The sequence below is a fragment of the Cellulophaga sp. Hel_I_12 genome, assembly GCF_000799565.1.
In the GTDB taxonomy this organism is placed as follows: domain Bacteria; phylum Bacteroidota; class Bacteroidia; order Flavobacteriales; family Flavobacteriaceae; genus Cellulophaga.
The window spans coordinates 2,404,810-2,429,871 of record NZ_JUHB01000001.1; the positions used below are offsets into that span (position 1 = coordinate 2,404,810).

The following is a 25,062-nucleotide window of genomic DNA, read 5'->3' on the forward strand; positions in this document are numbered from 1 at the left end:
TTTGAACTCTATTTTAAAATACTCTTGTATTTCCCAGCATCATTCAGCAGGGCTGTAGCGGTTAAAATGGCTTCGTCATGGCTAAGGTAATATTGAAAAAGGCCTTCGGTGTAGAAATAGCGTTTTACAATTTCATCTTCTAACTGCTTTACGATTTCTTTTTTTGACTTGTCTAAGCCTGTGATTTTTTTGGTGTTTATTTCGGCTAATAAGCTGCGGTATTTTTCTTGAACACTAGCATCTAACAAATCGCTATCGTTTAAAACCATGGCTTTATTTAAGGCTTTCTCGGTTTCTGTTTCAAAAGTAAAACCAGAGGTTTTTATATAGTTTTTAAAGCTCTCAAAATCGCTATCGGAGAAGGTAAAATTAGCCACCTCAGCTACTTTATTTTTATAGTAAAAATCGGTCGCGAAGTCAAAAATGGCATTTTCTCGCAATAAGGCAGTGGTTAAGGTATTTGTTTTTAAGGCGGTAATTTCTACATCAGGCAATACCCCACCCCCATCTTGCACTTTTCGCCCATTGCGGGTTTTAAAATCTTGAATATCGGCGGTTTTGGTGGCGTTTCCTGAAGCATCGCGCTGTGTATAATCAAGTGACTGTATGCAACGCCCAGAAGGTGTAAAATACCGCGAAATGGTTACTTTAAGCTGGGTGCCATAGGTAAGTTTTAGCGGTCGTTGTACCAAGCCTTTGCCAAAACTACGGGCACCCATCACTACGGCGCGGTCTAAATCTTGCAAACTCCCTGAAACAATTTCACTGGCCGAGGCACTACTGCCATTCACTAAAACCACTAAAGGAATCTCAGTATCTACCGGCTGATTTTTAGTTTTGTATTCTGAATTAAACTTTTTGACTTTCGATTTTGTGGTCACAATCAACTCCCCCTTAGGCACAAAAATATTGGTCACATTAATCGCCTCAGACAGTAAGCCCCCAGGATTGCCTCTTAGGTCTAATATTATTTTTTCAGCGCCTTCTTTCTTTAAAGAAATTAAAGCCGCTTTGGTTTGCTCTGATGCTTTTTGGTTGAATTTTGACAGTACAATATAGCCTGTTTTTTCGTTCACCATCTTGTAAAAAGGCACGGCATCAACTTCAATCGCTTCTCGTGTAATGGTCGTGGTTCCGGTTGCCCCTTGCCGTTTATAGGTGACGTCCACACTGGTGTTATTGGCTCCTTTTAAAAGTTCACTGGCATTGTCATCAAAGTCACTTACGAGAATATCGCCAATTTTAATAATTTCATCGCCTGCTTTTAAGCCTGCTTTATCGGCGGGGTAGTTTTTATAGGGCTCTACGATTACTAATTTGTCTTTGTAAGCACGCACAATGGCGCCTATCCCGGAGTATTCGCCTGCGTTGCTAATTTTATAAGCTTCTACATCTTGTTCGTTTAAAAATCGCGTGTAAGGGTCTAAATCTTCCAGCATGTTTTTAATCGCGGTATCCATCAATGCTGCGGGGTTGGTTTCATCCACATAATTCATGTTCAACTCTTTAAAAAGCGTGGTGAAAATTTCAATTTGTTTGGCAATTTCAAAAAAATCGCTCTTAAAACTACTCCCAACCACGACAAAGACGAGGGCTAGAACAGGAATAATAATTTTCTTTTTCAGTATGTTTTTCATTTTATTTTTTTAAAAATGTTTAGGCGTTGAGCTTAAAATTTAAAGATAACAGATGTAATGTTGTAGTGCCATTCCAAACAACGATCAATGCTCAGCAATTTTATCCTTAAATTTTCCCAGCAGCTGCACCATCGCTTTATGCACTTGGGCTGATTCTGGCATTTCTTTTCCAAGATACATAATTAACAACGCATAGTTGGCTTGGCTATTGTTAAAAACAATGGCTTTATTTAGCCGATACGCCTCACGCAGTACCCTTTTAATCCGATTTCTTTGTACAGCGCTCTTAAACTTTCGTTTCGATACGGTTACGCCCGCTTTTATGGCGACATCTTGTGTGGCCTCTGTTTGTACATACACCATACGCAAAGGATAGTGCATAAGGCTTTTACCCTCTGCAAACAGTTTTTCAAAAAGCTTTTTGCTTTTTAGCTTTTCAGCTCTTGAATAGGTAAAATTAGCGTTGTCTTCCACGTTGGGGCTTTAAATCGATATGAAATAACAAAGATACATTTTCGATGCTTAAACTTTTGTCGGGCTGACTTTTTATTAACATGGGTTTATGCCCCTAAGACGTATTCGCCATCCCTACGCAACCGGCAAGCAAAATATGTATCGAGAAGCGGTTGTGCTAGCACAAGGTTCACGATACAAAATGGATGGCAGGATTTCACTACCAGGGACCTATTTTTTAAGATATTGAAAATCAATTAGATACAAATTCACAATATGTTGAATTTTAAAAAGCTCCCCTCTTTAAAAAAAGAGGGGAATGAATCCGACTTTAGGAGGAGAAAGGGGAGTTTTTTTGATAAAAGTATTCGTATAATTCAAAACTTTACGCTTTCAAACCCTCCTATTTTTCCACACTTAAGTGGAAAAACCACCTCCCTTTTTCTAAAGGGAGTAGCTTTATTTGATCGAGCTAATATTTTAAAAATGTCATTGTTGACGGTTGATAATTTTTTTCTTGGGCCTCGACTCGAACTGATAGTTATGCTCAACAAAAAAAACCAAGAAACAATAGCGTTCTTGGGTTTTAAAATATCTAATGCTTAAAGCATATAGCTTACAGCCTTCAGCCTTTTACTCCTGCTGCCAGGTATTGTTTTCTGCATTTACATCAGCCATTAATTGCGAAGGATCAATCATGATTCCTTTTATAGCCGCTAAGGGCTTTTGAAGGACCATCTCATAGGTTGGGTTGGTCCAAGGCCAGTCTTGTAATACTGTGCGTTCTAAATTAGGATACGGGTTATCTTTTTCACCGCGCATCATTCGTAGCGGTGCATAGAATGTTTCTTGAGTGCCATCTTCATACACCACTAATACATCAATAGGCATCGGCATTTGCCCAATACGTTCTAATGTAATCTTGGTAGTTTCACCATCAGCGCTCACCGTTTTAATCCCGTAATCGATGGTGTTTGTAGTTCGTGTCCAATCGTTTAAATACCATTCTAACTCCATACCTGAAACCTTTTCAGCACTTCTTTTGATATCGTTTGGCGTTGGGTGTTTAAATTTGAAGTCTTCGAAATATTTTTTAATGGTTTCCATTAATTTATCTTGACCAATCACATAGCCCAATTGTGATAAAAAGATAGATCCTTTACTGTAGGCCGCAATACTATACGGCGTATTTTCTGCGTAACGATCCGCGTGTGTGGTTTGTGGTTGTTCTTTTCCGGAGTTTACTAAATAATAATAGCCTCTATAGGAACCTTCAAAAGGATTCGCTTTTTTCTCACCCATATATTCGTTCATGTATAAACCAGATATAAAAGAGGTAAAGCCTTCGTCCATCCATTCGTACTTAGCTTCGTTGGTCGCTAAAATATGCTGAAACCAAGAATGTGCTAATTCATGAGCGGTAACACCTACCAAACTACCAAACTTACGCTCGCCAGTAATTAAAGTTCCCATAGCATACTCCATTCCACCATCACCCCCTTGAATCACCGAATACTGCTCGTAAGGATATTTGCCGATGTTTTTGCCGAAAAAATCCATCATCTCAGCTGTTTTTGGCTGTAGATTTTTCCAATTTTCTGCAATTTCTGGCTTGTTTTTATAGAAAAAATGAAGCATAGGTCCATTTTCTACTTGTAGTTTATCGTGTACATATTCTGGATCAGCAGCCCACATAAAGTCGTGTACCATAGGCGCTTTAAAATGCCAAGTAAGGGTTTTCCCTTTTTGCTTTGCTATTTTAGTGCCTGCAGCTTCATAGCCGTGGCCTATTTCTTGTGGATTTTGTAAATAGCCTGTTCCCCCAACGGTATACTCTTTATCGATCGTTAATTTTACATCAAAATTACCCCAAACACCATGAAATTCCCTTGCGATGTAAGGATCCGCATGCCAGCCTTCGAAATCATATTCTGCCATTTTTGGATACCACTGGCTCATAGAAAGTGCTACACCTTCTGAGCTATTACGACCCGATCGTCTAATTTGTAAAGGTACTTGCCCTTTAAAATTCATCTCGAAAGTAGCTTTACCTCCTGCAGGAATAGGTTCGGCTAATGTGACCACTAAAACAGTACCTTCTTCACTAAAAGTAACTGGCGTTCCGTTTTGCGAAAGTGAATTAACCTTTAAATACCCTATTTCGTCTGGGCTTAAAGTCGCAATTCTACTTTTATCACCATCCATCATTCTTTTATCTGGGTCTGCGATAGTCTGTAAACGCACATCCATTTCGCTACCTGGTTGAAAAGCGTTAAAATACAAATGATAATACACCCTATTTAATTGTTCGGGAGAATTGTTGGTATAGACCAGTGTTTGTGTCCCTGTATACTGGTAAGTTTTCACATCCATGTTTACATCCATGGAATAGTCAACATGCTGTTGCCAATAACTCGTGTTTTGTGCTGAAACAGCAACACCTGAAATGGCCATTAAAAACGATAGAAATACTTTTTTCATTGGAATAATTTGGTTTAAAGATTTAATACTAATTTTTTTAGGCTAAAGAAAAAAGATGCTTTGTATTTTCTTTTCCCTAAGCTCTTGTCTCTTTAGCTATAACTTAACCCTAACGCCTGATACCTGATCGGCAAGAATAAGGGCATTATACGCATTCGCCATCTTACCTGACTTAGATAAAACGTTAAAATTACTAGAAACAGATGGGTTTCCTGGGGTCACAACCTTGGTTTTGGTGGTTAAACCCGATTGTAAAATAATTTGTTTAACCTGACTGGCTTTTAGTTTAGGATACTGTGATCTGATCAAAGCTGCAATCCCTGCAACCCCAGGTGCCGCCATGGAGGTACCGTTATTAAATTCGTACTTGCTACCTGGAACTGGAGCATAAATATCACTTCCGGGCGCAAAAACATCAACATTTATAGTACCGTAATTAGAGAACGACGACACCATTTCTGAACCGTATTTGTTGGTTAATGAGCCTACAGTAATGACGTTATCCGCAAATTCTTGGCCGTTATTTATTTGATCGTTCGGAAAATTAGCATTTTCTGGATTGTCTAAATCCAAGCCGTCATTTCCTGCTGCATGCACAAAAAGCACATCGTTTTCAGCAGCATATTTAATGGCATCATACACCCATTGTGCATTGGGAGAGAATCCTTTTCCGAAACTTCCATTAATTATTTTTGCGCCATTATCTACCGCATAACGAATTCCTAAGGCAATATCTTTATCATATTCATCTCCGTTTGATACGGCTCTAATACTCATGATAGCCACATTATTGGCAACGCCATCAACACCTTTTCCGTTTCCGCGTTGGGCAGCAATAATCCCCGCTACGTGGGTACCATGGCTCTCTGCTTCTGAGCGACTTTGAGGGTTACCATTTCCGTAATTGGTATCGGTAATGTCATAAGGGTTATCGCCCACTACTTTTCTACCGTCAAAATCAACTTTTAGATTATAGTTTAATTGTTCGGTCATGACCCTAACTCCTTCAGAAATATCTTTTATAAAACTAGGCACATCGTCAGCGAAACTAAAAACTTGGCCGATCATTCCTACACTTTGCTGCATGGCTTCATCTTTTGGTTTTATGGCCGCAACTTCTTTTTTAGTATAGGTGGCTTTGCCTAATTCTTTTTGAATAGCGGCATCGGCAGTTTTTACGGTTTGCAGTATTTGCTCGTAATATTGTTTGTTTTTAAGCGCCTCATCATATTTTTTATCTAATGCTGCTTTCGCTTTGGCTTGATAGGCCGCATCGCCAATTTTTAAGCGAACAATACGCGCCATTTCTAATTGCTCATAATATGATTCTCCTAAAAAATTATACCCGTGAATATCATCTACATAGCCATTATTGTCATCATCTTTATTATTTCCTGGAATTTCTTTGGTATTGGTCCAAAGCACGTTTTTTAAATCTTCGTGCGTTAAATCAATCCCTGAATCTAAAACGGCTACAATTACTTTTTCTCCTTTTTTGTTTTTGATAATATCCGCATAGGCTCTTTCCACCGACATACCAGGGATAGTGTCTAAAATAAGGTCTGCATGACCCCACCGTTGCTTTTGGGTTTCGGTGACCTCCGTGATTTTTAAAGGTATACTATCTATGTTTTCAACGGGTGTACTTACCAATACTGGTGCTGAAACACAACTTACTAGAAATGCCGAACCTGCGATAAGGCCAAGCATTGATTTTGAAAAATTAAAATTCATAGGGGTTCTTTTTAGAAAACTATATGGTGTTTAATAGGAAATATACGTGGTTTAAATTAGTTAAAAATTTCTTCGAAAGTATGGCTATTTTTTAAATGCACTCTATTTTCTCTTTCGCCCAGGGTACATATTTGGTGGTGCGCATCGTGTTCTAAAAAAAGATAGAACTCATTTTTTGCTGCGTTCTTTAGAAATTTTTCTTTTTCTGACAGTGTCAATAAGGGTCGTGTATCGTACCCCATCACGTATGGGAGCGGAATATGCCCCACTGTGGGTAATAAGTCTGCCATAAACACCAAGGTTTTGCCTTTATAGCTGATATGAGGAATCATTTGTTTATCGGTATGCCCGTCCGCAAATAAAATATCAAAACCAAATTCTGATCCTTTTTGGAAATCTGTTGTGTTTGTTTTATTTATAAAATACAATTGGCCACTTTCTTCCATAGGCAGTAAGTTTTCTTTTAAAAAAGACGCCTTTTCACGATTGTTAGGTTCCGTTGCCCATAGCCAATGCTCTTTATTTGTCCAGAATTTTGCGTTTTTAAAAGCAGGTTCGTATCCTGTTCTGTCTTTATTCCATTGAATACTGCCGCCACAATGATCAAAATGTAGGTGGGTCATAAAAACATCGGTAATATCATCTTTGTGAAAACCGTATTTTTTTAAGGATTTTTCCATGCTGTGGTCGCCCCACATATCATAGTAACTAAAAAACTTTTCCGATTGTTTATTCCCCATTCCCGTATCAATCAAAATTAATCGATTGCCATCTTCTATGAGCAAACTACGAGCGGCAAGGTCTATTCTATTGTTGTGATCTGCTGGGTTGGTTCTGTTCCAAAGCGTTTTGGGAACCACACCAAACATAGCGCCGCCATCTAATTTAAAATTACCTGTTTCTATTGGGTATAACTGCATGTATTCTAATTAATCTCGAAATTTAAGAAAATCAAAAAACAATTTAGATGAATTAAGAATTTTTAACGCTTTTAGGGAAGGAAGCGCAAAGCATATAGAAATCAAATCTTAAAAAAATATTGGTTCAAAATGAAATTAAAATTCTATAGTTTTAAATAGAATCCGTATTTTTCCGAAAAAACATCATACATGCTTGAACTTGCAGGAATTATTGTCTTGGGTATTATCGCGCAATGGGTCGCGTGGCGTTTAAAACTTCCTGCCATTTTACCTTTAATTTTAATTGGGCTGCTTGTAGGGCCTATTGCCACCCTATATACAGTAGATGGTGCGAAACTCATTGAGCCTATTTGGAATGGAAAAAAAGGCTTATTTCCTGGCGATGGACTTTATTATTTTGTTTCCTTAGCGATAAGTATAATTCTTTTCGAAGGCGGGCTCACCTTGAAGCGCGCAGAAATTAAAAACGTAGGACCCGTCATTACCAAATTAATTACTTTAGGAAGCGTCGTTACTTTTTTCGGTGCCGCCATTGCTGCCCATTATATTTTTGAATTAACCTGGCAGATTTCGTTCTTGTTTTCTGCATTGATAATTGTTACGGGGCCCACCGTAATTACACCTATCCTTAGAAATATTCCCCTTAAAAAAGATGTTTCAACAGTACTTAAATGGGAAGGTATATTAATAGACCCTATTGGAGCTTTAGCGGCGGTTTTGGTGTTCGAATTTATTAGTGTAGGGGAAGGTCAGGCCTACACACAAACGGCTTTAATTGAGTTTGGAAAAATTCTTTTATTTGGTTTTACCTTCGGATTTACCTTTGCACATGGTTTGGCTTTTGCCATTAAAAGAAACTTTATTCCGCATTACTTGTTAAACGTTGTTTCCTTGTCTACAGTGCTGTTGGTATTTGTAGAGTCTGATATTTTTGCCCATGAATCAGGCCTTTTAGCCGTTGTGGTGATGGGAATGGTTTTAGGGAATATGGATTTACCGAATAAAAAAGAACTGCTTTATTTTAAAGAATCTTTAAGTATTCTTTTAATTTCGATCTTATTTATTCTCTTAGCCGCCAATATTAATATCACTGACTTACAGCTTATTATGACTTGGCAAACCCTTGTGTTGTTTGCTATTATTGTTTTTATTATTAGGCCCTTGGGCGTATTTTTAAGTACCCGAGGCTCTAATCTAAAATTTAATGAGAAACTATTTATAGGTTGGGTTGGACCCCGTGGTATTGTTGCCGCAGGAATCGCATCCTTATTCGGCTCTAAATTAATTGCCAGAGGAGAACCTGGTGCGGAATATATTACTCCATTGGTTTTTATGATTGTTTTAGGGACTGTGCTCTTAAATGCTACTACTGCTCGACTTTTTGCTAAACTTGTAGGCGTGTTCTTGACCAAATCAGAAGGTATTTTAATTATTGGCGCCTCAAAAGTTTCAAGGCTTATCGGCGGCTATTTAAAGGATAATGATCGGCATGTGGTCTTGATTGACAATAACGCAACCAACGTCAACAAAGCAAAGAAAATGGGGCTTGAAGCCATCGAAGCGAATATCTTTTCTGATACCTTAACAGACAATATTGAGTTGAGTGATGTAGGGTATTTAATGGCCTTAACAGGCAACTCTGATATCAATAATTACGCTATTGATAAGTTTACAAAACAATTTGGTGAGCATGGTTCTTTTCGCTTGGTTTCCGGGGATGAAATGAGCGATCCCAACAACAACCCATCAGAGGGTTTATTTTCACATACAGATGATTTTATAAAGCTCACAGAAACCGTAAGGCGCTATCCTATAATTCAAGAAATAGCATTAAAGTCTACCGAACACTACAATAGTTTAATAGAAATTACCAAAGCCGATACGGACATTATTCCTGTTTTTCTAAAAACAGCTGATGGTGATTTAAAAATAATATCTTCGTTTAGTACTGAATTTGAAGATATTACAGAAGAGTTTAAACTCGTATATATCGGTAAAAAGTTCGAAGTTGATCCGGCTGCGGACCCAGCCTTAGCATTAGACAAGAAACAAAAAAAATAATCCAGTTCCGGTTTACCATACACCATAAAAAAGCCATCATACATTCGTATGATGGCTTTTTTTAATACCTCTATTTTGTAATCAATAATGTAAGCCTTAATCGTTTAATTTAAGAACTGCCATAAAGGCTTCTTGTGGAATTTCTACGTTTCCTACTTGACGCATTCGTTTTTTACCTTTCTTTTGCTTCTCTAAAAGCTTTCTTTTACGTGAAATATCACCCCCGTAACATTTGGCAGTAACATCTTTTCGTAAGGCTTTAATGGTTTCTCTTGAAATAATTTTAGAACCAATGGCGGCTTGAATCGGAATATCAAACTGTTGCCTTGGGATTAATTCTTTTAACTTCTCACACATTTTTTTACCAATAGTTGTGGCGCTGTCAAAGTGAATTAAAGCCGATAAGGCATCAACAGGCTGAGCATTCAATAAAATATCAACACGCACTAATTTTGAAGCACGCATGCCAATAGGCGTATAATCAAAAGAAGCATAGCCTTTAGAAACCGTTTTTAAACGATCGTAAAAGTCAAATACAATTTCAGCCAAGGGCATATCAAAACTTAACTCAACGCGATCCGTGGTTAAATAGGTTTGATTGGTAATAATCCCTCTTTTTTCAATACAAAGAGACATGACGTTACCCACAAAGTCAGACTTTGTAATAATCGTAGCTTTTATATAAGGCTCTTCTACACGATCAATCGTAGAAGGATCAGGTAAATCAGTAGGGTTATTAACAATTAAAGGAACTTCAGAATCTTTTCTGGTAAACGCGTGATAACTAACGTTGGGTACGGTTGTAATAACCGTCATATCAAACTCACGCTCTAAGCGTTCTTGAATAATTTCCATGTGCAACATTCCTAAAAAGCCGCATCGAAAACCAAAGCCAAGAGCAGCACTACTTTCTGGTGCAAACACTAAAGAAGCGTCATTTAACTGTAATTTTTCCATCGAGGAACGTAGCTCTTCAAAATCTTCAGTGTCCACAGGATAAATACCTGCGAAAACCATCGGTTTTACATCTTCAAAACCTCCGATTGGATTTTTTGTAGGATGTAAGGCATCGGTAATGGTATCCCCTACTTTGACCTCACGTGCATCTTTTATTCCGGTAATTAAATACCCAACATCGCCTGCCTTAATGCTTTTTTTAGGGTGTTGAATTAGCTTAAGTGTACCCACCTCATCTGCATAATAATCTTTGTCGGTAGCTACAAATTTAATTTTTTGCCCTTTTTTAATTTCCCCGTTGATAACTCTAAAATAGGTTTCAACGCCTCTAAACGGGTTGTAAACAGAGTCAAAAACTAAAGCCTGTAATGATTCATCAACATTGCCTTTAGGTGCCGGAATGCGTTCAATAACAGCGGCCAAAATTTCTTCAATACCTATTCCTGTTTTAGCACTTGCCGGAATAACATCTTCTGCTTTGCAGCCTAATAAATCTACAATATCATCCGTAACTTCTTCCGGGTTAGCGCTGGGTAAATCAACCTTATTAAGGACTGGAATTATTTCTAAATCGTTTTCTAAGGCTAAATATAAATTACTGATAGTTTGTGCTTGAATACTTTGAGCAGCATCAACTACTAATAGAGCCCCTTCACAGGCCGCGATAGACCTTGAAACTTCGTAAGAAAAATCTACGTGACCAGGAGTGTCTATTAAATTTAAGACGTACTCTTCCCCTTTATAGGTATATTCCATCTGTATCGCATGACTCTTGATGGTGATACCACGCTCACGCTCTAAGTCCATACTGTCTAATAATTGCTCTTTCTTTTCACGATCCGTAACAGCCCCTGTAAACTCTAATAACCTATCGGCTAAGGTGCTTTTACCGTGATCAATGTGGGCAATAATGCAGAAGTTTCTTATGTTTTTCATGTATGCTGAATATTTTCAGTAGTCAATTTTTTTTAAAATAGTGGTACCTTAGGTTGATTTAAGCAACTGCAAATATAATTCATTTGTTATCCACTACTTAGGGGAAACATAGAAATATAGTATAAATAGCTACAAAGCAATAAAAAACTTCAAAAGATTACATTTTTTGTAAATAAAAACTTAAATAAAACTTAAATTTGAGAATTACTAAAAACCACCCATTTCTTGAATACACGAAAAAGTATATTCTTTTTATTTTTTATTCTTTTAGCAGAAATTTTAAGCGCTCAGTCCTTTAAAGTTTCTGGTCATGTAAGAAATACCAGCAATCAAAATATTGGTTTTGCCAACATCGTATTGCTGAGCATCACAGATTCTACAATGGTATCAGGGGTTTCTGCCGATGAGAATGGGTTTTTTACCTTTCTCAGTATTGTACCAGATATTTATTTTTTACAAGCAAGTTATATTGATAAAAAATCAGCTTTTTTGCCTGTCGATATTTCAAAAGATTTAAATATAGGGGCTATTATTCTTGAAAATGATGTTGAAAACTTAAACGAAGTAACCGTATTTTCAAGAAATCCTACCATAGAAAGAAAAGCAGATCGATTGCTTTTTAACGTTGAAAACAGTGTTGTTTCTCAAGGAAGTTCTTGGGATATTTTAAAACGAACACCAGGTGTTATTGTACTTCAAGACGAATTAAAAATCAGAAATCAAAATGCTACTTTTTATTTAAACAATAGAAAAGTACAGCTTTCAGCGAAAGAGGTTAAAAGTTTATTAGAAGGTTTTTCCGGAATTAATATAAAAGCGATTGAGGTAATTCATAATCCTCCTGCCGAATTTGAGGCAGAAAGCGGAGCCATCTTAAATATTATAACGAGTAAAAAAATAATTCCGGGGTATAAGGGCAGTGTGAATGGAAGCTTTACTCAAGCTATTTTTCCTAAGTATGCCGCAGGAACAAGCCACTACTATAAAACAGATAAACTAAATATTTTTGCAAATTACAGTATCAATCCAAGAAAAGAGTTGAAACGAGACGATAGCAACATTAAATTTATAGACGCTACAGATACGGAGTTTGCTGATTGGGATACAAAATTTAGCAGAATAACAAGGTCCTTGGCGCAAAACGCTACTTTGGTTTTAGATTATGATTTTGACGCAAGAAACTCACTTAACATCATATCAAATTTAGCCTTTTCACCTAATAAACGTTACGACAATACACTCGCTACTCAAATGCGCAATCCGCAAGCCCTACTAGATTCTACCCTGTTCACCAAAAGCGCTTTAGAAAACGACAATTTAAATTTTGGAGCGGACCTTTCGTTTCAACATAAATTAACGAAAGAAGGCGCATCGCTAAATTTTAGCGCTCATATCACTAAGTTTAATGAAAATCAAAATCAAGCTGTTTTTTCGGATTATTTTGATGCAAGCAATCAATTTATTAGAGCCTTTGACTTTTCAACCGAATCAGAACAAAGTATTGACATCATTACAGGTCAAGTAGATTATACGACACCCATCGAAAAGCTCTCTTTTAATAGCGGTTTAAAGTACTCGGCCATCCGTTCTTCTAGTGGTATAAATTTTTTTAATGTAAACGGCAACGCATCAATTTTAAACCCTAGCCTTTCAGATGTTTTTGAATACCAAGAGCATACCGCTTCTGGGTATATTAGTGCATTACAAGACTGGGATAAATGGTCGTTAAAGCTAGGTTTAAGAGGAGAATATACCGATGTTACGGGTACATCTTCAAGTACAAACCTACAAAACATTCAAAACTATTTTGAAGCTTTTCCTAGCCTTTACATTTCACATAGCCCATCATCAAATCATAATTTTTCATTAGATTATAGTCGTAAAATAATGCGGCCAAGGTATGAGGAACTAAACCCTTTTAGTTATTTTTTGAATGAAAATAATTTTAACACCGGAAATCCTAATTTAACGCCTGCCTTCAGTCATAACTTAAATTTTAATTACACCTTAGAAGACACCTATTATTTTGACCTGTATTACCGAGATAATGGTAATTTTATTAGCACTTTAGTTTTTCAAGATAATGAAAACCAAACCATTAGAGAATTAAATCAAAATGTTTTAGAAAGTGAATCCTATGGTTTAGACTTCACGTATAGCAAACCGGTCACTAAAAACTGGTATCTGTATGCGTATAACTCTGTTTTCTCAGAAAAAGAAACCTTTTTAGCGGTAGAAAGTAACAATCAAATAGTAACTAACCGGGTACAGGGTTTTTATGGCTCATTAACCAATTATCTTAGCTTATCAAAAGACGGTACCTTTACAGGAGAGCTAGGCCTTGTTTATATGTCTAGCTTTTTAAAAGGCTCTTATGTTTTTTCAGAAACGACGAACTTAACTTTTGGTTTGAGAAAAACGCTGTGGCAAAAAAGAGCTGTAGTATCTTTAGTGGCCGAAGATTTATTAGGTAAGGCCAATGCAACCCTAAGTTCTAGGTATTTAAATCAAAATAATTTTAGGTTTAGCCGACCAGAAACACAATTCGTTCGTTTTGGGTTTACCTATAATTTTGGAAACTTTAAGCTTTTGGACAATAAACGCAACCTTGAAAAAGACGAGCGCGAAAGGTTAAACAAAGAGTAAATTCCAAAATCTTCTCACAAAAAACACCCTAGGCATTAACCCTTCAAATTCCATAAGCTTTTGCTTTTCTATAAAAACTTTTGTCGTTTCTATGTTTTGATAAGCGGTTACCTATACCCCAAAAGAATCGTTAAGTAGGAACAACAAGCCAAAGGGAACAAATACCGCCAAAATAAGCAACGATACTGCCGTATTCTCAAAATTTGTGATGTCGAACAATTTAGTGCCTTGAGATTATAATTTCCTCCCCAACCCCTCCTTTAGAGGGTCGGGGGAAGCTTCCTATTCTTGCCACTCCACTATAAACAAATTGGTATCTCTATCGACGCTATTATTTCGGTTACTGGAGAATACAAGGTGCTTCCCATCATTTGAAAAAACAGGAAATGCATCAAAAGTTTCGCTATGTGTTACGCGTTCTAGATTTTTTCCGTCTACATCAATCATATATAAATTGAAAGGAAAACCTTTTTCGGCTTCAAAATTACTAGAAAACAGTATTTTTTTTCCTGAAGGATGAAAAAACGGACTCCAATTGGCATTTCCTAAAAAGGTCAATTGCCGTAAGTCGCTCCCATCTGCATTGCAAATAAACAATTCCATATCGGTAGGTTCTACCAAGCCATCTGCCAATAAATCTTTGTATTTTTTTATCGCTTCAGGGGTTTTAGGGCGCGACGCTCTAAAGATGAGTTGCGTGCCATCAGGTGAGAAAAAAGCACCACCATCATAGCCTAATTCATCGGTTATTTGCTTTACATCAGTACCATCTAAATTCATGGTATACAATTCTAAATCGCCACTTCGGGTCGAAGTAAATACAATTTTATCGCCTTTTGGAGATACCGTAGCTTCCGCATCATAGCCCGGCTCGGTGGTTAATTGAGCCGTGATGTTTCCTTCTAAATCAGCCACAAAAATATCGAACGAATCATATACCGGCCACACATAATTTCCGTTTTTACGCAAAGGCACTTCCGGACATTCCTTGTCCGCCAAATGGGTAGAACCATAAACAAAGTGTTTGTTGTCGGGTAAAAAATAAGCGCAGGTAGTTCTGCCCATTCCTGTGCTTATCATGGGTGGTTTCTCCGCTTCAAAGCTTTCAGAAGCGTTCATCAAAAACATTTGATCGCAATTAAGGCCCCAATTTGCATTATTCGATTGAAAAACCAATTGCTTATCGTCAAAACTCCAATAGGCCTCGGCGTTATCACCGCCAAAAGTGATCTGTCGGATGCTTTTAAAGTGTTTTTCCTCAGGAAATATTAAGGAATCTTTACCAGCTACTAGTACTGGTATTTCTGCTTTATCGGTAATTTCTACTTTTTTTGGCTCACTTTTACAACCTGTTAATGAGATAATTGAAAGGAATAGTAAAAAATTCTTCATGGATGCTTAATTTTACACAAAATTACAGCAAAATGATAAATAGAGTACTACTGCCGGTTTTTTTATTCTTAATTATTGGATGTTCATCAGAAACTAAAAAGGTGGTAAGCCTTGCTGACGACGTTACTTTTTTAGCGAATGATGCTTTACAGGGCAGAGAAACAGGCACAGCCCAAGAATTAGAAGCTGCCGAATATATCATGAATCGCATGAAAACTATCGGGCTAACTCCAAAAGGTAACGCAGGTACCTACTACCAAACCTTTACGTTTAAACCCAAAAAAGATCCACACGGTCAGGTAGAATATATGGCTGGAGATAGCACCATAACGGGAACAAATGTTATTGGGTACATCGATAATAAAGCGACTAATACCATTATTATTGGTGCACACTACGATCATTTAGGTATGGGTGGTGAAGGTTCTTTATACCGCGACGGAGAAGCCATTCACAACGGCGCAGATGACAATGCTAGTGGTGTGGCTATACTTTTGAAATTAGCCGACAGCCTACAGCAGGTGAATACGAATAACAACTATTTGTTTATGGCTTTTTCTGGGGAAGAAATGGGACTTTTAGGAAGTAATTTTTTTGCTAAAAACCCTACAATCGATTTATCAACAGCGAATTATATGCTCAATATGGATATGGTTGGCAGACTGCGAGAAGATAAAACCTTATCGGTAAGCGGAACAGGTACTGCGCCTATTTGGAAGCAAGTATTGAACAGCTCAAATACCGCTTTTAAATTAGTCTTACAAGAGTCAGGGGTGGGTCCATCTGATCATACTTCTTTTTATTTGCAAGACATTCCAGTGTTGCACTTTTTTACGGGTCAGCATGAAGATTATCACAAACCAAGTGACGATGCGAATAAATTAAATTACGAGGGCATGCAGCTGATCACCGAATATATTTTTGAGGTGATCTCTGAATTAAATACAGCAGAAAAATTAGCCTTCAGAAAAACAAAAAATGAAAGTGAAGAGGTGCCTCGTTTTAAGGTGGCTTTAGGCGTTGTTCCTGATTACTTATTTGATGGCAAAGGCATGCGCATTGATGGGGTAAGCGAAGATAGACCAGCTCAAAAAGCAGGCTTACAAAAAGGCGATATCGTAATTCAATTAGGCGATAGTACTGTTATAGATATGATGAGCTATATGCGTGCACTATCTACTTTTGAAGAAGGAAATACAACCAAGGTTGTAGTCGATAGAAACGGAAAAAAAATAGAAGCTGATATATCTTTTTAAAAAGATGTAAGGCCTCACCAAGAATTATTAAAAATAATTCTGACCCCTCCTTTTGAGAGGTAAAAAACAATTAAAAAATTATACTGTGCCAAAAATAGGAGACATACAATTACCTAATTTTCCTTTACTACTTGCACCTATGGAAGATGTAAGTGATCCGCCTTTTCGTGCCTTGTGCAAAGAACAAGGTGCTGATGTGGTGTATACCGAGTTTATTTCCTCAGAAGGGTTAATTCGCGATGCTGCGAAAAGCGTGATGAAATTAGATATTTACGAAAAAGAAAGACCTGTAGGTATTCAAATCTTTGGCGCTAATTTAGAGTCCATGTTACAATCTGTTGAGATCGTAGAAAAATCGAACCCCGATATTATTGACATCAACTTTGGTTGCCCCGTAAAAAAAGTAGTGAGCAAAGGGGCTGGAGCTGGAATTTTAAAAGACATAGATTTAATGGTTTCACTAACCGAAGCCATGGTAAAGCACACCAAACTGCCGGTTACGGTAAAAACGCGTTTAGGTTGGGATGAAGACTCTATTAAAATTGTAGAAGTCGCTGAACGCTTGCAAGACGCGGGTTGTGCCGCTATTTCTATTCATGGGCGAACACGTGCTCAAATGTACAAAGGGAGTGCCAATTGGGCACCTATCGCAGCGGTAAAGAACAACCAAAGGATGCATATTCCTGTATTTGGAAACGGTGATGTGGATACGCCAGAAGCCGCAATGAAAATGAGAGACGAATATGGTTTAGATGGTGCTATGATTGGACGCGCCAGTATTGGTTATCCCTGGTTTTTTAGGGAAGTAAAGCATTTTTTTGAAACAGGAACGCACTTAGATCCTCCCACGATGGAAGAGCGGGTGTCGGTGGCAAGACGACATTTAGAAATGGCTATCGCTTGGAAAGGTGAACAATTGGGTGTTTTTGAAACCAGGAGGCACTATACCAACTATTTTAAAGGCATACCCAATTTTAAAGAACACCGCATGAAAATGGTGACCAGCGACCACGCTGTTGATGTTTTTGCTGCCTTTGATGAAGTTTTAGAGGTTTTTGGAGGTTACGAATTTTCGTAACATCGTCAGGAAATCAATCATTGATAATTAGTTCATGTATTTTGACTAGGCTCAGCCATCTGAAAAAACAACCTCAAATTTTCACATGGATTTGATCAACTATTTAGGCCAGTAGCCCTTTATTAATTCTGCTGCTTGCAATTTTTGAAGCGATGATGCCTAAAACGGTAATGGTACCTAATACAATCAATACATTAATCCATTGGTATGCCACAGGATAGGCAAGATTAGCACTGATTTTTAACCATTCAAAAGCCAATTGAGACCAAATCAAAAGCGAGCCAATAAGCACGCCTATAAATCCACCAAAAAAAGTAACAATAACACCTTGCACAAAATAAATGCGTCTTAACTCTTTAATGGTCGCTCCCAAACTGTATAAGGTTTTTGAATTGCCTTGCTGATCTAAAATCATCATGATAAAGGCGCCCACTACGTTAAACAAAGCGATGATTAAAACTAAAGTAAATATTAAATAGGTGGCCATGTTTTCTGTGTTCAACATCTTGTAGAGCGTGCTGTTCAGTTCTTTTCTGTCCTTTAAAATAATGGCATTATTAAAAATTTTCTGAATATCATTCCTCACTTGGCTCACTTCCACATTTTGGGCATATTTAAAATTAATGCCTGATATTTGGCTGCTGTCTTTTTCTAATAACGCTTGCACTAAGGCAAGGTCTGCAAAAACATATTTGTTGTCTAACTCTGCCTCTACCGCATAAACACCACTTAAAACTACCGGAAACGTATTAAAAAATTTAGCATTTGGTCCTTGTTGTGTAAGTGATGTAGTGCCTGGCTTTGGCACTAATAATTCTAAAGGACTGCGATAACTATTGATACTTAAGCCTAATAAATTAGCGATACCAATACCTGTCACCACCTGTTGTTCATTAAACCAATCACCCAGATACAAGGTGCTATCCATAGCAATAACTTCGGTGTAGTTTTGATCAACACCTTTGATAAATGCAATATGGTCTTTTTGTTTGTGGGATAAATAAACGCGATCTTCTAATTCATTTGAAAAAGCTACAATTCCATCTAATTTTTTTAATGCTGTTTTTTGTGATTCGGAAATGGAAAAAGACTTTCCAATTTTCGGTAATGCCTTTAAATCAGGATCAAAGGAGTTGGTATACGAAAGACTAAAATCTTTTAGTCCCGCAAATCCTGATAAAACAATAAAAAGTGCTGCTGCACCAATAACGATAACCCAAAAAGTAACAGCATTTATAATATTAACCGCCGTTTGTTTGCTTTTTGACCTTACGTAACGCTTAGCGATGTAGAGCGAGAAATTCAATTTATGACTTTTTTCTTTTCTCTAATAAATCTGGGTTTTCAATAGGGTTATTAACGCCCTTTAATGATTTTTCAATACCGTCAATATATTCTAAAGAGTCGTCTAAAAAGAATAAGAGCTCAGGCATTCTACGCAATTGATGTCTGGTACGTTGTGCTAATTCGTGCTTAATGATAGACTGGTTAGATTTTATCCCTTTTAAAAGTTCCTGAGCATCTTTTGTTGGAAAAATACTCACATATACCTTTGCAATAGAAAGGTCAGTAGTGACCACTACTTTAGATACTGAAATTAAGGTACCTCTGAGTCCACCATCTGTTGCGGCTCTTTGTAAGACATCAGCGATATCTTTTTGTATAACGCCCCCTATTTTTTTTTGTCTTTGTGTTTCCATGCCACAAAAGTACACAGATTATGCGTATTTTAGGGGTATAGGAAGGAGATACTCGTATAAAAAATTAAGAATGAATAAAATAGAACATATAGGGATTGCCGTAAAAGATTTAAAAACATCAAATAGTTTGTTTGAAAAACTCTTAGGAGTAGCGCATTATAAAGAAGAAGAAGTGCTTTCAGAAGGCGTAAAAACCTCCTTTTTTAAAACAGGTCCCAATAAAATAGAACTCTTGGAAGCGACAAACCCAGATAGCCCTATTGCTAAATTTTTAGATAAAAAAGGCGAAGGTGTTCATCATATTGCTTTTGCTGTAGATGATATTGTAGCAGAACTAGCACGACTTAAACAAGAAGGCTTTACAGTATTAAACGAAACTCCCAAAAAAGGAGCTGATAATAAGTTAGTTGCTTTTTTGCATCCTAAAACCACCAGTGGCGTGTTGATTGAGTTGTGTCAAGATATTTAAGAGCAGATGTGCTTTAAGTTTTAGATCTTAGACTACTTCTTTACAAAGAATCAAGCGATAAAAATCAAGACAAAAAAGTCTAATGACGACCCACGGTAACTGGAATAATCCTAAGCGGAGAATTTTTTTATTAAAAATTAATGTTTGCAACGTTTAAAAATAAGTAGTAATATTGCATCCGCAAATTGCGGTATTTCAATCTTATTTTAAGCCTGAAATATAAAAATAATCAACGGTCCTATAGCTCAGTTGGTTAGAGCACCTGACTCATAATCAGGTGGTCCCTGGTTCGAGCCCAGGTGGGACCACGCCAGTAAAGACAAGCCTTTCAAGAGATTGAAAGGTTTTCTTTTTTCCCATCAGTACAACATCTGTACAACAATTCATTTTTCTTTTGCTTTCATTTATTCTTATCTTTAGGATGTGGAACGATTAGGCGAAATATTGGCAAGTTGGCTATATAAAAGCAGAAAGGATTTGAAACTTCTTTGGCTTAGGCATTCTTCGTTAACAACAAATAGACTTTCTGCTGTCGTAGTAATTATCTTTGGCATATTACCATTGACCCTTTATTTTTTAATTTCCACTTCTTCCTATTCTCTCATTCAAATTATAGCAAGTTATCTATTTGTTATCTTGTTGTTTAGTTTGACCTTATTACTAGTGATTACATGGTTCAAATCTGAGGTATTGTTCAAAAGTAATATTCAAGGCTTTTCTTTTTTGCAATTGTCTATATCAAAAATCGATACCGTTTTTTTTGGTTTTGACAGTCATGATATTGAGAACCTCCTTAGACTGGTTAATGGACTACCCGCAGATCAAAAAATTGTAATCAGGGAAACCCCAAAAAACAAACAAACAGGAAACATTCGTTTTTTATTTACTTTTTTGGATTTGATAATTCGTGGAGGGATCTTTAGGATGGACACAAAACCCAAAGAGTCATTGAATATGCTTATCTCCGAAAGGTTTACGTTTCAAGACGCTGAAATTAATCCAAGCACCCTTCCCTCAAGTTATTCAAAATGGTGTTCTACCACTCATGAAGGTAAGTATGATGACGTGCGAAAGGACATTTCTAAAGCATTAGGTATCACCCAATAGTTATACTTCTTCAATTTTTATAAAGAAAACTTAGAGCAATTCTAAAGCAATCGTTATTTCTCTATTGTTTTTACTGTATTTAACGTCATATGTTTGTCCTGTACAATCATAGTAAAAGGCCTTTTACTCATTATTAATTCTTAATACAAAGATTATGAATGAGCAAGAAAATGTGGTGGACTTATTGCAGGATATCAAAGGTCTGCTTTCACATACCAAAAAAGTATTCAACATCGATGACCTTGTTAAATATACAGGTCTATCTAAGAGTAAGATTTACAAACTCTCGCAGTTAAAACTCATACCAACAGGTAAAAACAAGCACATCCGTCAACTATTTTTCAGTAAAGAAGAAATTGATAACTGGCTTTTAGGAGAACCCAACCTATCTGATGAATTTTTAGAGGTGCAGTTCAATGAACAACTTCTGCGGAATAAAAAATCAGGATTATGAAAGATACCACATACATCCGAGTTGGAACGTGCTATTATAAATTGGTACATGTTCCAACTATTGCTGGACATTTTAACGAAATTATTGTGCCGTGGACACTGGAGACAATTCGACAAGATCATGGAAGAAGTTTTATTGGTACAATTAAAAAATATGATGGATTCACCTGTATTCCAAGCCATGTTCACTTTGAACAGGAATGTCATGGTTTTTACAATACTTATGCTCCCTTACCTCACAAACTTGAAGAAGGCGATTTTCCTTTTACTTTAAAACTATTGAATCATATTTTCGGTGAGCAGTTGAATATAGGAATGGATTATTTACAGCTGTTATTCGAAAAGCCTATCCAAATATTACCAATACTTTGCTTAGTCTCCAAAGAACGTTCTACAGGCAAGACTACCTTTCTAAAATGGCTAAAAATGGTTTTCGACAATAATTTGACCTATTTAACCAATGACAGTTTCAGTAGCCAATTCAATGTAGATTGGGCCAATAAGCTTTTGATTTGTATAGACGAGGTGCTTTTCAATAAAGAAGAATTGACAGAACGGATTAAATACCTTAGTACAACCAATTTCAATAAACTTGAAGCTAAGGGGAAAGACAAAAGAGAGGTAGAGTTCTTTGGAAAGTTTATTCTTTGTAGTAACAACGAGGATAACTTTATTAAGATAGATAACAATGAAACTCGTTTTTGGGTATTAAAGATACCTTCCTTAAAAAAAGAGGAAACAAGATTTCTAGAATATTTGGAATCTGAAATAGCGGCATTTCTCTACCATTTGCAACATCGAGAATTGATTAGTCCCAATAAAACCCGGATGTGGTTCTCACCTTCACAAATTAAGACCATTGCTTTGGAAAACTTAATGCAGAACAACAGAAATCGTGTAGAGAAGGAACTTGCAAGTATTATTCTTAGTGCCATGGAAACCTTGGAGTTAGAAGAAATAAGTTTATGTCCCTTAGATGCCGTTCAACTATTAAACCGCACCCGAATCAAAACCGACCTTACCCAATTAAGGCATATTATTAAAAAGGACTGGAAGCTGAAAAATCAAGAAAATTCAATGGCCTACAGGAAATTAATGATCTGGCAGGACGGAGGTATGGGGTTAACTGATACTAAAGGAAGATATTATTCCATAACAAAAGATTTTCTGAGGGAACATTTTGGGGAAGCATAGCAAAATGATGAGACGATGATAAAACGATGACATGGAAAATGCAATGTTTGCAGGTAATACGAGCGTTTACGCATCATTTCTCATAAAAACCACTGATGAAAAAGAAAAACACGTCAACATAATATACTTTTTTTGATGAAACGATGACAGAATCGTAGAGCCCCAGTGTTTACAAGGGCTAAGGCTGTCATCATTCTGTCATCATTTTGTCATCAAAAATAATAATGATGACAAGATAGAGGTATAAAAAACCACGAATGCTGAAATGATGAAAAATTGATATCTCTAAACCTCTAGTGTTTATAAGGCTTAAGGGTGTGAATCATCAAAACATCAAATTTTTTACAAAAAACACATTGGCTAATGAAAAGAAAAATAAATTGTGAAACAGCCCGTAATTTTTCAGTGTTAAAGGCACTGGAAAAATTAGGACACTTTCCAAATCGAACAACGGAAAAAGAAGCTTGGTTTCTGAGTCCCTTTAGGTCAGAAACCCAAGCCTCTTTTAAGGTCTCTAGAACCAAGAATAGATGGTTCGACCATGGTGAGGGTGTTGGAGGTAACGTGATAGATTTAGTATGCAGGATTTTAAAATGTTCCATAAAGGAAACTTTAGAATTCTTGAATGATGGTATAGCAATTAGCCCATTTAAGCAACAACTAGTTTTTAATGAAAAAGAAACCCAGATTGATATAACGAAAATTCAAGAGCTTACACATCCAGCACTCATTCAATATCTAAGTTCCAGGGGAATTTCAATAACCATTGCCAGGACCTATTGCAAAGAGGTTTGGTACAGATATAAAGACGCCCAGTATTTCGCCATTGGTTTAAGGAACGTTAAAAATGGTTGGGAATTACGCAATAAGATTTTTAAAAACAGTAGCAGTCCCAAATCCTATACCTATATCCAAAACAACAGCAAGCAATTAATCATTTTGGAAGGCATGTTTGATCTGTTAACGTTGGCCACTTTAAATGAAAAATTATTAAAAGCTTCAGATATCCTTGTTTTAAATTCCATTGCATTTATAAAAGCTATTGAAAGACATATATCCAAATATGAATCAATTCAACTCTATTTGGATAATGACAGAGCAGGGCAACAGGCAACAGAGTATTTGACTAAAAAATACAAACACGTCATTGACAAAAGAGACACCTATAAAAACCATAAAGATTTAAACGATTTTATATGTCATGAAAAAGGAAAACAAATATGATTTTAAATCCTTAGATAAACAGAAGCAGACGGTCAAGATTCCTACCGATGTACTTAACAGTTCGGATAGCATAGCCTTGGATCTGGAAAAGAATTCTTCGGAAAAGGGAATGGTCTTGGGTAGGAATTCGAGATGTGTGTCTGTGGACACATTCTCATTTGCTCCCGAAGGTCGCAAAGAAAAAAAAGTGTTTAAGGGGAAAGGGGATCTGGTTAAGTTTCGATGTTCCATCTACGAAAAGAAACTTCTGAAAGTGAAGGCTAAACGAAGCGGATTGACCTTAAGCGAATATATACGACGTAGTCTTTTTGAACAAGAAATTACAGAACGCTTTACAGAGGAACATATTGAGCTTTACAAAATGCTCATTAAGTACCATAACAATTTTAAGTCCATTGGAAACATGTTCAAAAAACGAAACCCTAAACTCATGCAAACAGTCTATGATTTAGCAGACGACATCAAAGCACATCTTAAAAGATTCTAATAATGATAGGTAAAGGGAAAAGCATATCGCATACCAGAGCTTCAATGTCCTACGGATGGAACCAGGAAAAGGACGCAGAAGTCGTACTCAAGGAATTTCTCCATGGAGATTCACCTGCAGAAATCACCAAAGAATTCAAAATGCTCCAGGACCAAAATTACCATTGTACAAAAAACACCTTGTCTTTTGTGATCAGCCCAACGATAGAAGATGGCAAGCGATTGGATAAAAATGAGTTGCAAGCTATAACCAAACGCTTTATGCATGAAATGAAACTGGGAGAGCGGCAGGCCATTGCATTTGTACATCAGGATAAAGAGCATAAGCACATCCATTTATATGTCAACCGTATTGATTTTAAAGGCGTGGCTTATAACGACAGCTTTATAGGTAAACGTAGTCAACTTGCTGCAGAAAAAACAGCGGAGCATATGGGTTTGACCTCTGTCAAACAAATCCAATTTGAAAAAGAATTTAATTTAATTGAAATACGAACTGAGATCAAACGCAGGCATGATCTGACCATGAAACAATTCCAGCCCAAATCCTTTGATGCCTATGTAAAAGCCATGGAAGCCAATGGAGTTAAGGTCATTCCAACGATAAACAAACAAAACAAACTACAAGGCTTTCGGTTTGAGTTTGACGGACATAATCTTAAAGGGAGTGAGGTGCATCGCAATATGTCAATGGGCAATATAGGAAAAGAGATGTCAGGGATTCAAGGAAAAAGTATTTTAAAAGACAATAATGTAAGTATAAAGCTTGCTGGTAAAGTGGTTGACTTGACGCCAAATTTAGCTTTAAAAATCACCAAGTTCATTATTAAAAGAGCCATTGATAAAGGGATGGACATAGGATATTAAATTAAATATAA

21 protein-coding genes and 1 tRNA gene are annotated in these 25,062 nt (G+C 36.7%); 13 read left to right on the forward strand and 9 right to left on the reverse strand.

What is annotated here, in order from left to right; translation table 11 throughout:
* Nucleotides 1-8: 8 nt before the first annotated feature.
* Both GQ45_RS10455 and rnpA read right to left on the reverse strand, forming a co-directional pair.
* Nucleotides 9-1,637, reverse strand: a complete 1,629-nt coding sequence (locus tag GQ45_RS10455) for a S41 family peptidase (RefSeq protein WP_047417624.1) — start codon at nucleotides 1,635-1,637, stop codon at nucleotides 9-11.
* 84 nt (nucleotides 1,638-1,721) lie between these two features.
* The gene (gene rnpA / locus GQ45_RS10460) at nucleotides 1,722-2,111 is read right to left on the reverse strand and encodes a ribonuclease P protein component (protein ID WP_047417627.1); all 390 of its coding nucleotides are present in this window, start codon (nucleotides 2,109-2,111) and stop codon (nucleotides 1,722-1,724) included.
* Nucleotides 2,112-2,366: 255 nt separating this feature from the next.
* On the opposite strand from rnpA, the gene GQ45_RS10465 reads away from it, so the two are divergent.
* Nucleotides 2,367-2,696 carry a hypothetical protein gene (locus GQ45_RS10465; protein ID WP_047417630.1) on the forward strand — a complete coding sequence of 110 codons (330 nt, stop codon included), beginning with the start codon at nucleotides 2,367-2,369 and terminating at the stop codon, nucleotides 2,694-2,696.
* Nucleotides 2,697-2,723: 27 nt separating this feature from the next.
* On the opposite strand, the gene GQ45_RS10470 is transcribed toward GQ45_RS10465, so the two are convergent.
* From GQ45_RS10470 to GQ45_RS10480, 3 genes are all read right to left on the reverse strand, one after another.
* The gene (locus GQ45_RS10470; RefSeq protein WP_047417632.1) at nucleotides 2,724-4,571 is read right to left on the reverse strand and encodes a M1 family metallopeptidase; all 1,848 of its coding nucleotides are present in this window, start codon (nucleotides 4,569-4,571) and stop codon (nucleotides 2,724-2,726) included.
* Between the two features lie 96 nt (nucleotides 4,572-4,667).
* Nucleotides 4,668-6,305 (reverse strand): S8 family peptidase, encoded by a 1,638-nt coding sequence (locus GQ45_RS10475; RefSeq protein ID WP_047417634.1) that lies wholly within the window; start codon nucleotides 6,303-6,305, stop codon nucleotides 4,668-4,670.
* Nucleotides 6,306-6,361: 56 nt separating this feature from the next.
* Nucleotides 6,362-7,225 (reverse strand): MBL fold metallo-hydrolase, encoded by an 864-nt coding sequence (locus GQ45_RS10480; protein ID WP_047417635.1) that lies wholly within the window; start codon nucleotides 7,223-7,225, stop codon nucleotides 6,362-6,364.
* Nucleotides 7,226-7,414: 189 nt separating this feature from the next.
* On the opposite strand from GQ45_RS10480, the gene GQ45_RS10485 reads away from it, so the two are divergent.
* Nucleotides 7,415-9,286 carry a sodium:proton antiporter gene (locus GQ45_RS10485; protein WP_047417636.1) on the forward strand — a complete coding sequence of 624 codons (1,872 nt, stop codon included), beginning with the start codon at nucleotides 7,415-7,417 and terminating at the stop codon, nucleotides 9,284-9,286.
* A gap of 96 nt (nucleotides 9,287-9,382) precedes the next feature.
* Here GQ45_RS10485 and lepA read toward each other — a convergent pair whose 3' ends face one another.
* Nucleotides 9,383-11,179, reverse strand: coding sequence for a translation elongation factor 4 (lepA, locus tag GQ45_RS10490; RefSeq protein WP_047417637.1), 1,797 nt, complete (start codon nucleotides 11,177-11,179; stop codon nucleotides 9,383-9,385).
* Between the two features lie 225 nt (nucleotides 11,180-11,404).
* Here lepA and GQ45_RS10495 point away from each other — a divergent pair, with 225 nt between their 5' ends.
* Nucleotides 11,405-13,825, forward strand: a complete 2,421-nt coding sequence (locus GQ45_RS10495; RefSeq protein ID WP_231555185.1) for an outer membrane beta-barrel family protein — start codon at nucleotides 11,405-11,407, stop codon at nucleotides 13,823-13,825.
* Nucleotides 13,826-14,107: 282 nt separating this feature from the next.
* Here the strand turns inward: GQ45_RS10495 and GQ45_RS10500 are convergent, their stop codons facing one another.
* Nucleotides 14,108-15,217: a PD40 domain-containing protein gene (locus tag GQ45_RS10500; protein ID WP_047417638.1), complete on the reverse strand. Its 1,110-nt coding sequence runs from the start codon at nucleotides 15,215-15,217 to the stop codon at nucleotides 14,108-14,110.
* A gap of 32 nt (nucleotides 15,218-15,249) precedes the next feature.
* Between GQ45_RS10500 and GQ45_RS10505 the strand changes: the two genes are divergently transcribed.
* Together GQ45_RS10505 and dusB are read left to right on the forward strand one after the other, a co-directional pair.
* Nucleotides 15,250-16,473, forward strand: a complete 1,224-nt coding sequence (locus GQ45_RS10505) for a M28 family peptidase (RefSeq protein ID WP_047417639.1) — start codon at nucleotides 15,250-15,252, stop codon at nucleotides 16,471-16,473.
* An 85-nt stretch (nucleotides 16,474-16,558) separates the two neighbouring features.
* On the forward strand, nucleotides 16,559-17,551 hold the full coding sequence (gene dusB / locus GQ45_RS10510; RefSeq protein WP_047420299.1) for a tRNA dihydrouridine synthase DusB: 993 nt from the start codon (nucleotides 16,559-16,561) through the stop codon (nucleotides 17,549-17,551).
* 103 nt (nucleotides 17,552-17,654) lie between these two features.
* Here dusB and GQ45_RS10515 read toward each other — a convergent pair whose 3' ends face one another.
* Together GQ45_RS10515 and rbfA are read right to left on the reverse strand one after the other, a co-directional pair.
* The gene (locus GQ45_RS10515) at nucleotides 17,655-18,857 is read right to left on the reverse strand and encodes an ABC transporter permease (protein WP_047417640.1); all 1,203 of its coding nucleotides are present in this window, start codon (nucleotides 18,855-18,857) and stop codon (nucleotides 17,655-17,657) included.
* A 1-nt stretch (nucleotide 18,858) separates the two neighbouring features.
* A complete protein-coding gene (gene rbfA / locus GQ45_RS10520; protein ID WP_047417641.1) occupies nucleotides 18,859-19,251 on the reverse strand; it encodes a 30S ribosome-binding factor RbfA in 393 nt (130 codons plus the stop codon).
* Between the two features lie 70 nt (nucleotides 19,252-19,321).
* On the opposite strand from rbfA, the gene mce reads away from it, so the two are divergent.
* The 8 genes from mce to GQ45_RS10560 all read left to right on the forward strand — a co-directional run bounded on the left by mce (nucleotide 19,322) and on the right by GQ45_RS10560 (nucleotide 25,051).
* Nucleotides 19,322-19,720 (forward strand): methylmalonyl-CoA epimerase, encoded by a 399-nt coding sequence (gene mce / locus GQ45_RS10525; protein ID WP_047420301.1) that lies wholly within the window; start codon nucleotides 19,322-19,324, stop codon nucleotides 19,718-19,720.
* Nucleotides 19,721-19,954: 234 nt separating this feature from the next.
* Nucleotides 19,955-20,028 (forward strand) — tRNA-Ile (locus GQ45_RS10530).
* Nucleotides 20,029-20,368: 340 nt separating this feature from the next.
* On the forward strand, nucleotides 20,369-20,827 hold the full coding sequence (locus GQ45_RS10535) for a hypothetical protein (protein WP_047417643.1): 459 nt from the start codon (nucleotides 20,369-20,371) through the stop codon (nucleotides 20,825-20,827).
* Between the two features lie 154 nt (nucleotides 20,828-20,981).
* Nucleotides 20,982-21,281, forward strand: coding sequence for an AlpA family transcriptional regulator (locus tag GQ45_RS17620; RefSeq protein ID WP_052188195.1), 300 nt, complete (start codon nucleotides 20,982-20,984; stop codon nucleotides 21,279-21,281).
* Nucleotides 21,278-22,474, forward strand: coding sequence for a primase-helicase family protein (locus GQ45_RS10545; protein ID WP_047417644.1), 1,197 nt, complete (start codon nucleotides 21,278-21,280; stop codon nucleotides 22,472-22,474). Before GQ45_RS17620 ends, GQ45_RS10545 begins: the two co-directional genes overlap by 4 nt.
* A 363-nt stretch (nucleotides 22,475-22,837) precedes the next feature.
* On the forward strand, nucleotides 22,838-23,698 hold the full coding sequence (locus GQ45_RS10550) for a toprim domain-containing protein (protein WP_047417645.1): 861 nt from the start codon (nucleotides 22,838-22,840) through the stop codon (nucleotides 23,696-23,698).
* Nucleotides 23,676-24,185, forward strand: coding sequence for a mobilization protein MbpA (gene mbpA / locus GQ45_RS18240; protein ID WP_231555186.1), 510 nt, complete (start codon nucleotides 23,676-23,678; stop codon nucleotides 24,183-24,185). The genes GQ45_RS10550 and mbpA overlap by 23 nt, the downstream gene beginning before the upstream one ends.
* Before the next feature lie 2 nt (nucleotides 24,186-24,187).
* Nucleotides 24,188-25,051 (forward strand): relaxase/mobilization nuclease domain-containing protein, encoded by an 864-nt coding sequence (locus GQ45_RS10560; RefSeq protein WP_047417646.1) that lies wholly within the window; start codon nucleotides 24,188-24,190, stop codon nucleotides 25,049-25,051.
* Nucleotides 25,052-25,062 lie beyond the last annotated feature (11 nt).

Bases quoted from the DNA above. Each gene is read 5' to 3' on its own strand.
- GQ45_RS10455 (WP_047417624.1), bottom strand. From the start codon at position 1,637: ATGAAAAACATACTGAAAAAGAAAATTATTATTCCTGTTCTAGCCCTC.
- GQ45_RS10465 (WP_047417630.1), top strand. From the start codon at position 2,367: ATGTTGAATTTTAAAAAGCTCCCCTCTTTAAAAAAAGAGGGGAATGAA.
- GQ45_RS10470 (WP_047417632.1), bottom strand. From the start codon at position 4,571: ATGAAAAAAGTATTTCTATCGTTTTTAATGGCCATTTCAGGTGTTGCT.
- GQ45_RS10475 (WP_047417634.1), bottom strand. From the start codon at position 6,305: ATGAATTTTAATTTTTCAAAATCAATGCTTGGCCTTATCGCAGGTTCG.
- GQ45_RS10480 (WP_047417635.1), bottom strand. From the start codon at position 7,225: ATGCAGTTATACCCAATAGAAACAGGTAATTTTAAATTAGATGGCGGC.
- GQ45_RS10485 (WP_047417636.1), top strand. From the start codon at position 7,415: ATGCTTGAACTTGCAGGAATTATTGTCTTGGGTATTATCGCGCAATGG.
- lepA (WP_047417637.1), bottom strand. From the start codon at position 11,179: ATGAAAAACATAAGAAACTTCTGCATTATTGCCCACATTGATCACGGT.
- GQ45_RS10500 (WP_047417638.1), bottom strand. From the start codon at position 15,217: ATGAAGAATTTTTTACTATTCCTTTCAATTATCTCATTAACAGGTTGT.
- GQ45_RS10505 (WP_047417639.1), top strand. From the start codon at position 15,250: ATGATAAATAGAGTACTACTGCCGGTTTTTTTATTCTTAATTATTGGA.
- rbfA (WP_047417641.1), bottom strand. From the start codon at position 19,251: ATGGAAACACAAAGACAAAAAAAAATAGGGGGCGTTATACAAAAAGAT.
- mce (WP_047420301.1), top strand. From the start codon at position 19,322: ATGAATAAAATAGAACATATAGGGATTGCCGTAAAAGATTTAAAAACA.
- GQ45_RS17620 (WP_052188195.1), top strand. From the start codon at position 20,982: ATGAATGAGCAAGAAAATGTGGTGGACTTATTGCAGGATATCAAAGGT.
- GQ45_RS10545 (WP_047417644.1), top strand. From the start codon at position 21,278: ATGAAAGATACCACATACATCCGAGTTGGAACGTGCTATTATAAATTG.
- GQ45_RS10550 (WP_047417645.1), top strand. From the start codon at position 22,838: ATGAAAAGAAAAATAAATTGTGAAACAGCCCGTAATTTTTCAGTGTTA.
- mbpA (WP_231555186.1), top strand. From the start codon at position 23,676: ATGAAAAAGGAAAACAAATATGATTTTAAATCCTTAGATAAACAGAAG.
- GQ45_RS10560 (WP_047417646.1), top strand. From the start codon at position 24,188: ATGATAGGTAAAGGGAAAAGCATATCGCATACCAGAGCTTCAATGTCC.